Genomic DNA, 14,756 nt, shown 5'->3' with positions numbered 1-14,756 from the left:
TCTGGTTGATCTTCGCTGGACAGGCGCACCCCGGTCGCGGAGGGCGGGAGAATGGATCCGTGCGTGACATCGCCGAGGACAAGACGACCCTGCGGGCCGGGCTGCTGGCCGCGCGCGCCGGGATGAGCGAGGACGAGCGCGCCGCCGCCGCGCGGGCCGTGCGCGACACGCTTCTCACCCTCCCCGAAGCCGAGATGGCCGGCACCGTCGCGGCGTACGTCTCGATCGGGGACGAGCCGGGCACGCACAGTCTGCTGTTCGCGCTGTGGAAACGCGGGACGTACGTGCTGGTGCCGAAGCTGCTGCCCGGCGGCGATCTCGACTGGGCCTCCTACGAGGGCCCGGACTCCCTGCGGCCCGGCCCGTACGGGCTGCTCGAGCCGGTGGAGCCGCCACGCGGCGTCACGGCCGTCCGCGGGGCGGACCTGATCATCGTGCCGGCGCTGGCGGTGTCGTCCGCGACCGGCACCCGTCTCGGGCGTGGCGGCGGCTCGTACGACCGGGTGCTGGCGCGCGTCGACCCCGGCATCCTGACGGTCGCGGCGGTGTACGACGCCGAACTCGTCGCGTCGGTGCCCACCGAGCCGCACGACCAGGCGGTCCGCGCCGTCGTGACACCCTCGCGGGGCATCGCACGTTTCACTTGATCACAAAAGAGGCGCTGATCACACTCTCTCGGCGTAGCGGAGATGCCTCCGGTACAGAAGAATCGGACTGAACACCCCGATTCCCGAGGAGATGATGAGTGCGCCGGACGACCGGAGCGGTCTCGTGAACGGCACGCCGTGGCGATTGCTCGCCCTGATGCCGCTCGACGAGGAGGTGAACCGCGGTCTCTTCGAGCCGCTGGGCGCCGAGGTGAGCGTTCCCGCCACCCGCGACCGGGACGGACTGCGCGCCGCACTCTCCGAGGCGGAACTGGTCGTCGGCGACTTCAGCGGCACGCTGGCGATGGACGCGGAGGCCGTGGCCTCGGCGCCGCGCCTGGCGTTCGTGCAGATGCCGTCGGTCGGTGTCGACTCGTGCGACCTGGACGCCCTGACCGGCGCGAACGTGCCGGTGGCCAACGCGGCCGGGGCGAACACCCGGTCGGTGGCCGAGTGGGCACTCGCGGCCGCTCTCGACCTGTCCCGCCGCCTCACCTGGTCGGACCGGCGGATGCGCGCGGGCGGCTGGCCGCAGCTGGAGGCCGCCACGCACGGCGCGGACGAGCTGGGCGGCAGGCGCGTCGGCATCCTCGGAATGGGCGCGATCGGCGCGGAGGCCGCGCGACTGTTCGCCGCGATCGGCTGCCCGGTGGCGTACTGGTCGCGCCGGCGCCGCCCTGACGGGGTGTACAAGGAGCTCGACGAACTGCTCGCCACCTCCGACGTGCTGGTCGTCTGCCTTCCGCTGACCGCCGAGACGCGCGGGCTGCTCGGCCCCGAACGCCTCGCGCTGCTGCCGGACGGCGCGCTGCTGATCAACGTCGCGCGGGGCGGGATCGCGCCGGATGACGCCGTGCTCGCGGCGCTGGACGGCGGCCGGCTCGCGGGCGCCGCGCTCGACGTGTACGACCAGGAGCCCCTGCCCGCCGACCACCCGCTGCGCGGCCACGACGACGTCCTGCTGTCGCCGCACGCCGCGGGCGGCACCCGGCGGGCCCAGAGCAACATCATCACCAAGGTCATGGACAACGTACGGGCCGCGATCGAGGGCCGGCCGGTGTCGGACGTGGTCAACGGTGTGGACGCGGTGATCCGGCGCCGCTAGAGGCGTGGCGCGCCGTTTCGCGACGGCGCCACCGAGGCAGGGGCACGTTGAGGGCCCGGCAAATGCGGTTTTGACCTGGCAGAAGTCACAGTGAGGGGGGAGCGTTGAAACTCGATCTGTGGCTGCTGCTCGGCTCCCTCGTGCTCATCACGGCCATCGTCGCCGTGCGGGTGGCGCACCGCACCGGGCTGCCCAGCCTGCTCCTCTACCTCGCGCTCGGGCTGCTGCTCGGGGAGGCCGGGTTCGGCATCCACTTCGACGATCCGGCGCTCGCCGAGACGCTCGGGCTGTCCGCGCTCGTCCTGATCCTCGCCGAGGGCGGGCTGACCACCCGATGGGCGGACGTACGTGAGGGCGTGCCGGCGGCCCTCTCGCTGGCCATCGTCGGTTCGGCGGTCAGCATCGCGGTGGTCGCCGCCGCCGCGCACTGGCTGATCGGCGCCGAGTGGCGCAACGCCGTGCTGCTGGGCGCGGTGCTGGCGCCGACCGACGCCGCGGCCGTGTTCTCGGTGTTGCGACGGCTGCCGCTGCCGGCACGCCTGTCCGGCATTCTCGAGGCCGAGTCCGGCTTCAACGACGCGCCGGTGATCATCCTGGTGCTCGCGCTGACCGCCCGGCGGGTCCCCAGCACCCTCACCATGGCCGGTGAGCTGGTGGCCGAGCTGATCATCGGCGGCGTGGTCGGGCTGGTCGTCGGGTGGATCGGCGCGTTCGCGCTGCGGCGCCTGGCGCTCCCGGCCTCGGGCCTGTACCCGATCGCGGTGCTCTCCCTGGTGGTCGGCGCGTACGGCGAGACCTCCGTGATCCACGGCAGCGGGTTCCTCGCGGTGTACGTCGCGGCGCTCGTGCTGGGCAACAGCCCGCTGCCGCACCGCCCGGCCACCCGTGGCTTCGCCGAGGGACTGGCCTGGCTCGCCCAGATCGGGCTGTTCATCATGCTCGGGCTGCTGGCGTCGCCGGCCGACCTGCCGGCGCAGGTCTGGCCGGCGCTGGTGTGCGGCTTCGCGCTGGTCCTGGTGGCGCGGCCGTTGTCGGTGCTGGTGTCCACCCCGTTCCTGGGGCTGTCCTGGCGGGAGAAGGCGTTCCTGTCATGGGCGGGGCTGCGCGGTGCGGTGCCGATCGTCCTCGCCACGGTGGCGATGACGGCCGGCCTGAGCGGCGCGGACGAGCTGTTCGCCCAGGTGTTCATCATCGTGGTGGTGTTCACGCTGCTGCAGGGCCCGACGCTGCCCTGGCTCGCCCGCGCGCTCCGCATCACCGTCTCCGACGCGAGCCGCGAGATCGACGTCGAGGCCGCGCCGCTCGAGGAACTGCACGCGGATCTGCTGACCATCCGCATTCCGCCGGACTCCCGGCTCGACGGAGTGGAGATCTTCGAGCTGCGGATGCCGTCCGGCGCGTCGATCACGCTGGTCGTACGGGACGGCAAGAGCTTCGTGCCCGAGCCCAGCACTCGCCTGCAGGCGGGCGACGAGTTGCTGGTCGTGGCCACGAGCGAGGCCCGCGGCCCGGCCGAACGGCGCTTGCGCGCGATCAGCCGGCGCGGCAAGCTGGCCGGTTGGTACGGCGAACGAGGGGATGGATGAGCCCTGGTCGGGAATGATCCGGCGCCCCGTACACTTAGCAGTCATCAGGTGAGAGTGCCAGGTTGCCCCACGTGGCCTGTGCAGCAAGGAGGATCTCGTGCCGACGTATCAGTACGCTTGCACGGAATGCGGTGAGCCGCTGGAGGTCGTGCAGAAGTTCACCGATGACGCGCTGACCGAGTGCCCCGCGTGCGGCGGGCGACTGAGGAAGATCTTCTCCCCCGCCGCCATCGTGTTCCGTGGCTCGGGCTTCTATCGCACCGACAGCCGGTCGGGCTCCGGCGGGACGAGCACCACGTCCAAGGAGACCGCCAAGAAGGACGACGCGAAGACCAAGAGCGAGACGAAGACCGAGACCAAGACGGAGTCCAAGTCGGAGTCCAAGTCGTCCGGCTCCGCGTCCTCGAAGTCCAGCGGCACTTCGGAGAAGGTGGCCTGACCGGGCCCGGCGAGACCGCCGGACCCGGTCGGTCTCCCGCTCAGCCGACGGACGCGCGCGCCCGCGGCTCGCTCTCACGCCGCGGCGCGGTCCGCAGCCGTCCCGGCCACCACAGGCCTGCCCCGATGTCGCAGGCCAGCGCCGGCACGAGCAGGGACCGTACGACCAGGGTGTCGAGCAGCACGCCGAACGCCACCGCGAAGGCCATCTCCACCAGCCCGGTCAGGGGCAGGGTGGCGAGCGCCGCGAAGGTGGCGGCCAGCACCACGCCGGCCGAGGTGATCACGCCCCCGGTGACGGTCAGGCCGCGCAGCACGCCCCGCCGGGTCCCCAGCCGCCGCGCCTCCTCGCGTACCCGGGTGAGCAGGAAGATGTTGTAGTCCACTCCCAGGGCGACCAGGAAGATGAAGATCTGCAGCGGGAACCCGGAGTCGACGCCCTCGAACCCGAACACATGGGTGAACACCAGTCCGCACACGCCGAGTGACGCGGCGAAGGACAGCACCACGGTGCCGATGAGGAGCAGCGGCGCCACGACCGCCCGCAGCAGCAGGACGAGGATCACGAAGACCACGCCGAGCACCAGCGGGATGATCACCTTGCCGTCGTGGACGGCCGCGCGTTGCGTGTCCACGTTGATCGCGGTGGTGCCGCCGACGCGACCGCCGAGGGGATGTACGGCGGCCCGGAGCCGGTCGACGGTGTCGCGCGCGGCCGGGCTGTCCGACGGGTCGGCGAGCGTCGCCTCGTACTGCGTGTAACCGCTCCCGGCGATGGGGCGGCCGACCTGCGCCACACCGCGGGTGTTCGCGATCGCGTCGTGCAGGCCGGGCGAGGTCGGCGCGATCACCACGGCGGGGTCGCCCGTGCCGGCGGCGAAGTGCCGGGCGATCACCCGTTCGCCGGCGACCGAGTCCGGGGTGCCGACGAACTGGCCGGCGTTGGACACCGGACCGACCTTCAGCGACATCAGGCCGAGCGTCAGGGCGCCGAGCAGGACGGCGGTGCCGATCCAGATGACGCGTTGCCGTTCGCCGACGAACCGGGCCACGGCGGCCCAGAGACCGTGCCCGCCCTCCTCGTACGCACTGTCGAACCGGGGCACGGCGGGCCAGAAGACGCCGCGCGGCAGGACCACGAGCAGAGCGGGCAGCAGGGTGGTCATGGCGGCCAGCGCGCAGACGATGCCGGCGGCCCCGACCGGGCCGAGGCCGCTCGTGGAGTTGAGCTCGGCGACGAGCAGGCAGAGCAGGCCGACCGTGACGGTGGCGCCGCTGGCCAGGACGGCCGGGCCGGCGCGGCGCAGGGCCAGGCGCATGGCCTCGTGCTTGTCCTCGTGGCGGTGCAGTTCCTCGCGGTACCGGGCGATGATCAGCAGCGCGTAGTCGGTGCCGGCACCGAAGACGAGGACGGCGAGGATGCCGGTGCTCTGCCCGCTGACGGTGAGGCCGGCGCGGGCGAGCAGGTACACCACGCCCTGCGACAGCGTGTACGCCGAGCCGGCGGCGACCAGCGGGACGATCCACAGGAACGGGCTGCGGTAGGTCAGCAGCAGCATCAGCACGACCACCGCGAGCGTCACCATGAGCAGGGTGCCGTCGATGCTGCCGAACACCTTGACCGCGTCGGACAGCCCGCCGGCGGGACCAGTGACGCGGACGTCCAGCCCGGGCGGGGCCCGTTCGACGGTGTGGCGGATGGTGTCGACGGCCTTCAGGACGGCGTCTCCCTCGCCGGTGATCGGCACGAGGAGTTGCATCGCCTGGCCGTCCCTGGCCGTGAGCGGCCCGGTGACGGCGCCGAAGTGGGCGAGGTTCGCGGCGGCCTGCCGCGCGTTCGCCCGGTCGGCGGGGGTGATGCCGCTGCGGCGCTCGTACGAGACGACGGCGAGCATCCCGTCTTCCTTGTGCACCTTGTCCTGGAGCCTGATGACCTGGGTGGCCTCGGCACTGCCGGGCAGGTAGGCCTCGGCCGTGTTCTGGGTCACGCTCTGGAGCCTGCCGCCGAGCGTGCCGCCGGCCATGAGCAGGACCAGCCAGACGCCCAGGACCAGCCACTTCGTACGGCGGCCCGTGAGGAGCCGTAGAAGCCTTCGGTTCATATTGGTTACCATCCTCTCGTTTAGCGAGAAGATATTACGCGTTTGAGCGGCGGTCAAGATATGTCGCGTTCCTCGTCCACAGGGGGTGGCGTGGTCTCGCGTGATGGTTCGGCGGGCGGCTAGGGTCCCGCTCATGCATGCAGAGATCGGTGTGATCGGCGGCTCGGGCTTCTACTCGTTCCTCGACGACGTCGAGGAGATCGAGGTCTCCACGCCCTACGGCCCGCCCAGCGACCCCATCGCCATCGGCACGCTGCCGAGCGGTCACCGAGGCGCGGGCCGGCCCGTCGCCTTCCTGCCCCGGCACGGCCGCGACCACCGCTTCCCCCCGCACCGGATCCCCTACCGCGCCAACCTCTGGGCGCTGCGGTCCCTGGGGGTGCGCCAGGTGGTGGCGCCGAGCGCCGTCGGGTCCCTCACCGCGGCGTACGGGCCGGGCACGCTCTGCGTCCCTGACCAGCTCATCGACCGCACGAGCGGGCGCGCGCAGACCTACTACGACGAGGGCGGCGCGATCCACGTGTCGTTCGCCGACCCCTACTGCCCGGCCGGCCGCCGCACGGCCGTCGAGGCGGCGACCGCCGCGGGCTGGCCCCCGGTCGACGGCGGCACGCTCGTGGTCATCGAGGGTCCGCGCTTCTCGACGCGAGCCGAGTCCCAGTGGTACGCGGGACAGGGCTGGACGCTGGTCGGCATGACCGGACACCCGGAGGCCGTGCTCGCCCGCGAGCTGGCGCTCTGCTACATCCCGGCGTGCCTGGTGACCGACCTGGACGCCGGCGTCGAGGAGGGCGAGGGCGTGACGCACGAGGAGGTGTTGCAGGTGTTCGCCGAAAACGTCGACCGCCTGCGCGGCCTCGTCGGCGACATCGTCGCCGCCCTGCCGGCCGAGCGCGACTGCCCGTGCCCGCGGACCCTCGACGGGCTGAAGCCGCCGTTCGACCTGCCATGACATCCCCCCGGGCGGGCCGGGTGTCCGTCGGCTCGCCCTGGGGTGTTCCTTCGACCGCTCCCCCGGTGCGTGCCGGTGAGGTCCCACAGCGACACCGGCCCGACGGCCGAAGGGCCCTCACCCCGGCGGACGGGACCTCCCTGGAGGCGACCAGATGAGGACGACGCTGAGCCGACACCACCGATCCGACGACCGAAGGACCCTCACCCCGGCCGGCGGGACCTCCCCGAAGGCGATCAGATGAGGACGACGCTGAGCCGACACCGCCGGCTGCTGGCCGCGGTGTTCGCCGCGGCCGCGGCGGCTCTGGGCCTGGCCGCCGCCCGGCCGCACAGTGACGGCGTACGCGTGTGGGTGGCCGCCCGCGACCTGCCCGCCGGCGCCACACTGACCGCACGGGACGTGGACGCGAGGTCCCTACCGCGGGCGGCGGTCCCGTCCGGCCTGGTGCGCGCGGCGGCGGGCCGGACCCTGTCCGGCCCGATCCGGCGAGGCGAGCCCCTGACCGACGCCCGCCTGCGGTCGGCCGGCCTGCTGGACGAGACCGACCCGGCCGCCGTCGCCACCCCGATCCGCCTGGCCGACGCGGCGGTCGCCCGCCTCCTGCGTCCGGGCGACCGCGTGGACGTCCTGGCCGCCCGCTCCGACAACCCCATGCCCGCCCGCACGGTGGCCTCGTCCGTCCCGATCCTGGCCGTCCCCAAGCCGGCCCTCGACCCGGACGAGGGCGCCCTGATCGTCGTACGGACCGACCGCCCTCAGGCCGCGGCCCTGGCCAGAGCCGCCACCGACTCCCGTCTGTCCATCACCATCCTCGGCCGGTGACCGGCTCGAGCGCGCGTACGGCGGCGGCCAGGGCGAGGGGGACCGCGATGGCCAGGGCGATCCCCGGGACGCTGATCCCCGAGTCCTCGACCAGAAATCCGATCATCGAGGTGGCGAAAGCACCGCTCAGGCCCGCGCGCAGCGCGGGTGCCCGCCCATAGGCCAGTTCCAGAGCACCGGCACGCCACCGGGTCGGGCGGATGAGCGCCAGCCACAAGAACAGCAGCGCCGCCACGGTCAAGATCGTGAGTTCCGGGGAGTGACCGACGCTTCGCAGCATCGCGCCGGCCTTGCGGCTCACGACCGTGGCGGCCTGCCCGTTCAGTACCTGGCCGGCGAACTCGCCGAGGTGCGTGCGATGCGCGGGAGGCCGCAGGTGGTCGACGAACGCCGAGGTCGCGATGACGGCCACACCGGCGACCACGCACCCCACGACGTGCGCCGGTGCGATCCGGCGACCGGCGACGATCAGGGCGGTGATGACGATGCCGGGGACGAAGGCGATGGTGCCGCCGAATTTGGCGCCCCAATCCGGCCACGCGGTCACCACCTCGGCGGCCGCGCCGAGTGCCAGCACGACGAGCACGGCCCCACGGCGATGTCCGCGGGTGACCAGAAGGTGAGCGAGGCCGGCGGCAGTGAGCAGAACCGCGGTGGCGTAGGCGGCGAAGGCGATGTTCGCGAAGCCGTAGAAGCGTCCCGCGATGATCGGGTTGTAGCCGGTCACGCTGTTCCACTGCAGCCGTGCGCCGGTCATCACGTCGGCGGCGAAGGTGACCATGGTCAGGGCTGCGATGATCGTGCCGGGCGCGATCACGTCGCGCCGCCACCGGCCGGCCAGTGCCGCCGCGACGATCAGGATGTCGAAGCCCGCGACGCAGGCGAGCATCGTGGTGACCGGATGAGGGGAACGCGACCACGGCAGCAGGTTCACCAGATAGGTCGCCAGCGGTCCGGCCGCCCCGCACAGCGCGACCGTCCGGGTCGCCGCCAGAACGCGGCGCCGTCGTCGGCCCTGCCAGTCGCGCCGCAGCGCCAGTGCCCCTGCCGTGTACAGCAGCAGTTGCCCGGCCATGAAGGCGATCCAGAACGGCGTCATGGAGTGCTGGCTGATCTCGGCGACGCGGTTGGCGTCGCTGAGCGAGGACGCCGCCGCGGCCACCGTGACCGGCTCGCCGTTCGGATGCCAGGCCCTGCCGACCACGGTGCCCGGAACCGGGACGCCGGCGGCCGACAACGCGCCGGCGGTCAGGTCGGTCAAGGTCACCAGACCCTGCCGGCGGGTCGAAGCGGAGGTCAGATATCCCGGCCGAGCGGCCGGAGCCGCCAGGACGACGTGCAGCGAGTTCCGCCGGGAGGTATCGGACACGCCCGCGACCAGGACTTTCGCCGACGCCGGAAGGGCGGTGAGCACGATGCCGATCCGGCGGTCGGCCTGGCGCACGGCGGCCGCCCGCCGCGTTCGGGTGATGTCGACCGATCCGGCGCTCTGGATGTCCTCCACATCCACCACCGCCAGCCGCGCCGAGGCCCAGGCGGCGCGGGGAACGGCCTCCGGCGCCGACGCGTAGAAGTCGACGCGTCCCTGGTCGTCGGCCGCGGCGAACGCCGCCCCCGGCCCGGCCGCCATCGTCAGCCCACCGGATCGGTGGATCGCCGTGCCCAGCGAACCGACCGATGCGGCGTACTCGCCCCGCAGGTTCCGGGCACGGATCCCGGCGAAGCCGGGCAGGACCGCCCCGGACCCGCTCGCCGACGGCGACGGAGGCAGGCCGCACTCCCTTGGGGCGCCACTGCCGAAAGATGCGCGTTGACCTGCTGAGACCGTCAGCCAGCCGTCCACCGGGCAGGTGACACCGGAGACCGTGTAGGTGGACATGTTCGCCAATTCCGCGCGTCCGGCCAGGCGCCACAGGTTCGGGGTACCGCGTGGGCTTAGGTCGTCCCACCGCAACCCGGGCACGCCCACGACCACGACCGGCCCGGCGGTGTTCGTCCTCGTGGCGGCGTGCGCCGTCCCGGACCCCGGTGCACCTCCGAACAGTGCGACCAGGAGAACGAGCACCGGCAGGCGACGCCACGGCCACCCTGCGATCGGCCACCGCGCGCCGGAACAGCTCAGCCGCATGCCCGCGAGCCTCTCACAACGGATCAGCCGAGGCGGTAACCGGTCGTTCCAGAGACCCGCCGACCGGAGCTCGCCGGTGACTGCTGGATGAGATGCCGCGGCGCGCGAGGGAGGTCATTCACGCCGCCGTGAAGACGCGGAGCTCATCGCGTACGCGGAAAAACCGGTTGCCGCTCCTCCGCCGCGCGTTCAGGCTGGCGAGCATGAGCGCTGCCGGCTCCACCCCATCGCGCACGTTGCGCGGCAGGGTCGCGCTCGTCACCGGGGTCAGCCGCCGGGCCGGTATCGGGTTCGCGGTCGCGCGGAGGCTGGCCGTGCTCGGGGCCGGGGTGTTCCTCCACCACCACGTTCCGCATGACGTCGAGCAGCCCTGGGGTGCCGATCCCGGCGGGGTCCAGGCGGTGGTCGACGGTGTCCGTGACGTCCTCGCCGAAGACGCCTCCGTTCACCACCTCGGGCTGGACCTCGGCGAGCCCGACGCGCCCGAGCGCCTCGTCGACGCGGCCGTGGCGGCGTTCGGCCGTCTCGACATCCTCGTCTGCAACCACGCGCGCAGCGGAGGCGACGGGCCGCTCGGCACGCTCGACGCCGCCATGCTCGACGCGCACTGGGCCGTGAACACCCGCTCCACCATCCTGCTCACCCAGGCGTTCGCCGCCCGGCACGACGGGCGGGCGGGCGGCCGGGTCATCCTCATGACCTCCGGGCAGAACCTCGGCCCGATGCGCGACGAGGTCGCGTACGCCAGTGCCAAGGGCGCCCTCGCCGCCATCACCCCGACGCTGGCCGACCACCTCGCCGACCAGGGCATCACCCTCAACGCGGTCAACCCCGGGCCGGTCGACACCGGCTACGCCCCGCCCGCCGCCCACGAGGAGGTACGCCGGCGCTTCCCGGCCGGCCGCTGGGGAACACCGGACGACCCCGCCCGCCTCATCGCCTGGCTCGCCACTGACGACGCCGCCTGGATCACGGGTCAGGTCATCAACAGCGAGGGCGGCTTCCGCCGCTCGGTCTGAGCCGTCGACGATCAGGCGTCGCCGGCATCCTCGGTGAACGCCCGGTGTCGCCCGGCTCGGACCGTAGTCGCAGGTCGCCGCGGTGTTCCTTGGACCACGCGGTTCTTGCTCGTGGCCGGCTCCTCCGTCAGCTCTGGAAGGCGGCGGCGTGGTCGGCGACCCACTCGGCGTACGTCCGTGCGGGACGACCGAGGATCTTCTCCACCTCGTCGGTGACCGCCTCCGCCGGCCCGGCGCCCCGGGCGTACCTGGCCAGCAGTGCCTCGACGAACGGTGCCGGGAAACCTCGCTGGACCATGGCCTGCTTCGCCGCCTCCGCCGGGACCTCCTGATAGCGCAGCGGCCTGGCCAGCACCTCGCCGATGATGGCCGTCATCTCCTCGTGAGACAGGGATCGCGGCCCGGTCAGCCGCACCCGCCGGCCCGTCAAGTCATCGGTGAGCAGCGCGCGGGCGGCGACCCCGGCCAGATCCCCTTCATGGATCACCGCTTCGGTGAAGGCCGCGTACGGCCCCCGTACGACGTCACCCGCGTCGGGCCGTGGCGGGTCGCCCGCGACGACCTCGGCGTCGGCGGGCAGACCGGCGGTCCCCGGCTCGCGGGTGACGGCACGGACCTTACATCCACCGCAGGGTCACCGAATGCCGGAGGGCGTACGGTCAGGGCCTCGCCGCAGGGAGGATCACGCGGTCGACGATGTCCTCGAGGTGGGACCGGGGCGGCACCGTCCCGTACATCAGCAAGTGCTGGAACAGCAGTGCGGGCCCGGCCCTGGCCAGGAGGGGAACCGCCGCCTCGGCGCGGATCTCACCTCGGCCGACTCCTCTGAGCAGGACGTCGAGGACCAACTGCAGGCGAGGCTCGAGGACCCGGTCGCGGATGACGGTGACGAGGGCGTTGTCGGAGGAGTCGTGCAGTTCGGCGGCGACGGCTTGGAGTGCGAGCCGGCCGAGCCCGTCGAGAAGCCGGTGCATCCGCTCGAAACAGATCAGCAGGTCCTCGCGCACGCTGCCGGTGTCCGGCGTCTCCTCCATCGGCGGGAGCGCATGGGTGACCGCTTCGGCGACGAGGTCCTGCTTGCTCGACCAGCGCCGGTACAGCGACGACCGGCCGATCTTGGCTCGCTGGGCGATCCGGTCCAGGGCGAGGTCGGCGTAGCCGGCCTCGGCCAGTTCGTTGAGCGTCGCGGCGTAGATCGCCCTTTCCAGGTCGGCGCCTCTGCGACGTGTGGAGCCGGGAGCCTTCTCCGTCACCGTCGCTCCTTTCTCTGCGAGGTCATCGACTCTACTGTGGTCGGCTACTCGTCTTAGGGTACAGATCTCTTCACAAAAACATCCCCCATAGCCAGTGCGTTTGACTGTTTAAGGTACACACTGTCTACTACTGGAGATCGAACGAGGAGGGCGCATGGACGCGAGATCGGACTCCGCCGAGGAGGTAGTGATCGTGGGCGCGGGACCGACCGGGCTGACGGCCGCCCTCCGGCTCACCCAACTCGGCGTTCCGCACGTGGTGCTCGATGCCGCCGCGACGCCGACACAGACGTCGAACGCCGCCCTGGTCCACGCGTCGACCCTCGAGCTCCTCGCCGAGCTCGGCGCCGCCGACCAGTTGATCGAGGCGGGTGGCAAGGTCGTCCGTATCGTCATGGTCGACCGGGGCAGGGTGCTGGCACGCATCGGACTGACCGGCGTCCCGAGCCGCCATCCCTTCGCCCTCAGCGTGCCGCAGAGCACCACGGAACAGGTCCTCCTGAGGAGACTGGGGGCGTCCGTACGGCGCGATCACCGCGTGACCGCGGTCCGCGAGGACGGAGACGGTTACCTGGTCACGGGCACGGCGGGCTCCCCGGTCGGGCCGGTTCCCTTCGAGGTGAGGGCCCGGTACGTGATCGGCGCCGACGGCTCGAACAGCGTGGTCCGATCCGCTGCCGGTCTGGACTTTCCCGGGGAGACCTATCCCTCACAGTTCGTGCTGGCCGACGCCGAGCTCGCCGGCCGACCGTTCGCGGACGACGAGGCCACCATCAACCTGTCGGCCCAGGGAGTGACCGTGATCGGCCGGTTGCCCGGCGGCACCCACAGGATCATCGCGACGGTGGCCCCCGGATTCGACGTCCCGCGGGCGCCCGGCAGGGCGTACATGGACGCCCTGCTCAGTGAGCGCGGCATCGACGTGAGACTCGCCGCCGTCCCGGTGTGGTCATCGCGTTTCCGGGTCCATCACCGGGTCGCGGACCGGTTCCGGGTCGGTGGCGTGTTCCTCGCCGGGGACGCCGCCCACGTACACAGCCCGGCGGCCGGCCAGGGCATGAACACCGGGATCGCCGACGCCTACGACCTGTCGACCAGGCTGGCAGCGGTGCTCAACGGGCTCGCCGCGGAGCCGGTCCTCGACGGTTACGAGACCGAGCGCAGGGCCGCGGCGCTGGAGGTGCTCCGCTTCACCGACCGGATGACGAAGCTGGCGACGCTGAACGGCCCCGTCACCCGTACGGCGCGCCGCGTCGCCGTCGGAACCGGGAGCCGGATCGGACCGCTCCGGCATCAGGTCACCATGTGGATCACGGGCCTGAAACGCAGCCCGCTGCGAAGTGACCTGCCCTTGGTCACACCCCGCCGCGCCGAGCCGACGCGTGAGGAGTCCCGGTGATCGACTTCCCCCGGCTGTCATTGCGTGAGCGGGACCGCCGCTGGGCGCTGGCCCAGCGGCTCATCGAAAGCCGAGGCCTGGCGGCCCTGCTCGTCTACGGCGAGCCCGAAGGCGCCGGGGTCCCGCACTTCGCCGCCGACAACTACTTCACCGGTGACCGCACCGGTGGCGTCGTCCTGATACCGAACGGTGAACCGCCGCAGTTGTTCGCGCCGGTCCATCTCATGGTCGGCGGCCACCATGAGGCGGTCCGGCGCGGTGACGACACCTGGCTCGAACCCGGCCAGTTCATCACTCACGCCGAGCGCCGGCCGGCCGGCGCCGCGAGGGGCGGCGCGTTCATCGCCGAGTGTCTGCGCGAACGCGGGCTCGCGACGTCCACGATCGGTGTCATCGGTCTCGGCGCGGCGGCGTTCCATCCGGACGGCATCATCCCGGCGGGAACCTGGCGCGAGCTCACCGAACGGCTCCCCGACGCGACGCTGGTGCCCGTCGACGCCGAGTTCATCGCGGCGACCCGGTGCCTCAGCGACGAGGAGCGCGACCTGGTGCGCTGGTGCGGGCGCGCGGGAGAGGCGATGTGCGCCGCCATCATCGAGGCCTCGGCCGCCGGCGTGCCGGAGAACGTGCCGTACGCGGCCGGCATCGCCGCGAGTCTGCGGGCCGGCGCGCACAACAGCGGCAGCGTGTTCGTCGTCGCGCCCGGCGGCGAGAGCGTGGAGTGGGGCCCGCCGAGATGGACCTACCGCGCCCAGCCCCCGCGCGTCCTCGCCGGCGGTGACGTGGTGCTCGCCGAGCTCTTCCCCATCTACGGGATGCGGGAGACGCAACAGCAGCTCACCGTCGCGATCGGGGAGACGCACCCCGGCACCGACCGCGCGGCGGCCGCCGCCGAGGCGAGCTACGACGCCGCGATCGCCGCCATCCGGCCAGGCGTCACCTTAGCCGAGGTCGTCCGTGCCATGAACGAGCCGGTCGAGGAGGCCGGAGGCTGGAATCTCACTCCGCTCATCCACACGCTGAATCCCCTGGACGCCTTCAGCAGCTGCGGACTTCCCGGCGAGCAGGTCCCGGCCATCGACAGGTACGGAGCGGTGGGAGGCGTGTCCACCGTGGGCGGCGACTTCGTGCTGAAGGCGGGCATGACCCTCGCGCTGGAACCCAACTGTGTTCTCGGCCGCCGACGGGTCAACATCGGCGGCACCGTCATCGTCACCGAGGACGGGGTCGAGGAGGTCAACACGCTCCCGAGAGTCATGCACCGGGTCTGACGCCATTTGGACCATGCAATTCCGAGTGAAA

At 72.4% G+C, this 14,756-nt stretch carries 13 protein-coding genes; 9 read left to right on the top strand and 4 right to left on the bottom strand.

The window, feature by feature from the left end:
• Positions 1-59 precede the first annotated feature (59 nt).
• The 4 genes from ACQEV1_RS11605 to ACQEV1_RS11590 all read left to right on the top strand — a co-directional run bounded on the left by ACQEV1_RS11605 (position 60) and on the right by ACQEV1_RS11590 (position 3,777).
• Positions 60-647, top strand: a complete 588-nt coding sequence (locus ACQEV1_RS11605; protein WP_285620116.1) for a 5-formyltetrahydrofolate cyclo-ligase — start codon at positions 60-62, stop codon at positions 645-647.
• Between the two features lie 94 nt (positions 648-741).
• Positions 742-1,752 (top strand): NAD(P)-dependent oxidoreductase, encoded by a 1,011-nt coding sequence (locus tag ACQEV1_RS11600; RefSeq protein WP_433393635.1) that lies wholly within the window; start codon positions 742-744, stop codon positions 1,750-1,752.
• A gap of 104 nt (positions 1,753-1,856) precedes the next feature.
• Positions 1,857-3,338, top strand: a complete 1,482-nt coding sequence (locus tag ACQEV1_RS11595; RefSeq protein ID WP_285620120.1) for a potassium/proton antiporter — start codon at positions 1,857-1,859, stop codon at positions 3,336-3,338.
• 97 nt (positions 3,339-3,435) lie between these two features.
• Complete coding sequence (locus ACQEV1_RS11590; RefSeq protein ID WP_285620121.1) at positions 3,436-3,777, top strand: FmdB family zinc ribbon protein; 342 nt, start codon at positions 3,436-3,438, stop codon at positions 3,775-3,777.
• A gap of 40 nt (positions 3,778-3,817) precedes the next feature.
• Here ACQEV1_RS11590 and ACQEV1_RS11585 read toward each other — a convergent pair whose 3' ends face one another.
• Positions 3,818-5,878, bottom strand: a complete 2,061-nt coding sequence (locus ACQEV1_RS11585) for an MMPL family transporter (protein ID WP_433393632.1) — start codon at positions 5,876-5,878, stop codon at positions 3,818-3,820.
• Positions 5,879-6,011: 133 nt separating this feature from the next.
• Here ACQEV1_RS11585 and ACQEV1_RS11580 point away from each other — a divergent pair, with 133 nt between their 5' ends.
• Together ACQEV1_RS11580 and ACQEV1_RS11575 are read left to right on the top strand one after the other, a co-directional pair.
• Positions 6,012-6,830, top strand: a complete 819-nt coding sequence (locus ACQEV1_RS11580; protein ID WP_433393630.1) for an S-methyl-5'-thioadenosine phosphorylase — start codon at positions 6,012-6,014, stop codon at positions 6,828-6,830.
• 240 nt (positions 6,831-7,070) lie between these two features.
• On the top strand, positions 7,071-7,655 hold the full coding sequence (locus tag ACQEV1_RS11575) for an RcpC/CpaB family pilus assembly protein (protein ID WP_285620126.1): 585 nt from the start codon (positions 7,071-7,073) through the stop codon (positions 7,653-7,655).
• Here ACQEV1_RS11575 and ACQEV1_RS11570 read toward each other — a convergent pair.
• Positions 7,636-9,783, bottom strand: a complete 2,148-nt coding sequence (locus ACQEV1_RS11570) for a hypothetical protein (RefSeq protein WP_433393628.1) — start codon at positions 9,781-9,783, stop codon at positions 7,636-7,638. The genes ACQEV1_RS11575 and ACQEV1_RS11570 overlap by 20 nt on opposite strands.
• Positions 9,784-9,986: 203 nt before the next feature.
• Here ACQEV1_RS11570 and ACQEV1_RS11565 point away from each other — a divergent pair, with 203 nt between their 5' ends.
• The gene (locus tag ACQEV1_RS11565; RefSeq protein ID WP_433393626.1) at positions 9,987-10,802 is read left to right on the top strand and encodes an SDR family oxidoreductase; all 816 of its coding nucleotides are present in this window, start codon (positions 9,987-9,989) and stop codon (positions 10,800-10,802) included.
• 127 nt (positions 10,803-10,929) lie between these two features.
• Here the strand turns inward: ACQEV1_RS11565 and ACQEV1_RS11560 are convergent, their stop codons facing one another.
• Together ACQEV1_RS11560 and ACQEV1_RS11555 are read right to left on the bottom strand one after the other, a co-directional pair.
• A complete protein-coding gene (locus ACQEV1_RS11560) occupies positions 10,930-11,289 on the bottom strand; it encodes a hypothetical protein (RefSeq protein ID WP_433393624.1) in 360 nt (119 codons plus the stop codon).
• A gap of 172 nt (positions 11,290-11,461) precedes the next feature.
• Complete coding sequence (locus tag ACQEV1_RS11555) at positions 11,462-12,055, bottom strand: TetR/AcrR family transcriptional regulator (protein WP_433393622.1); 594 nt, start codon at positions 12,053-12,055, stop codon at positions 11,462-11,464.
• A 154-nt stretch (positions 12,056-12,209) separates the two neighbouring features.
• Here ACQEV1_RS11555 and ACQEV1_RS11550 point away from each other — a divergent pair, with 154 nt between their 5' ends.
• Together ACQEV1_RS11550 and ACQEV1_RS11545 are read left to right on the top strand one after the other, a co-directional pair.
• On the top strand, positions 12,210-13,454 hold the full coding sequence (locus tag ACQEV1_RS11550) for an FAD-dependent oxidoreductase (RefSeq protein WP_433393620.1): 1,245 nt from the start codon (positions 12,210-12,212) through the stop codon (positions 13,452-13,454).
• The gene (locus ACQEV1_RS11545; RefSeq protein WP_433393618.1) at positions 13,451-14,725 is read left to right on the top strand and encodes a M24 family metallopeptidase; all 1,275 of its coding nucleotides are present in this window, start codon (positions 13,451-13,453) and stop codon (positions 14,723-14,725) included. Before ACQEV1_RS11550 ends, ACQEV1_RS11545 begins: the two co-directional genes overlap by 4 nt.
• Positions 14,726-14,756: the final 31 nt, after the last annotated feature.

Origin of the sequence: Actinoallomurus sp. CA-142502 (assembly GCF_050936355.1) — a bacterium.
GTDB lineage: Bacteria > Actinomycetota > Actinomycetes > Streptosporangiales > Streptosporangiaceae > Actinoallomurus > Actinoallomurus iriomotensis.
This window is presented reverse-complemented; position numbering and strand designations above follow the sequence as displayed.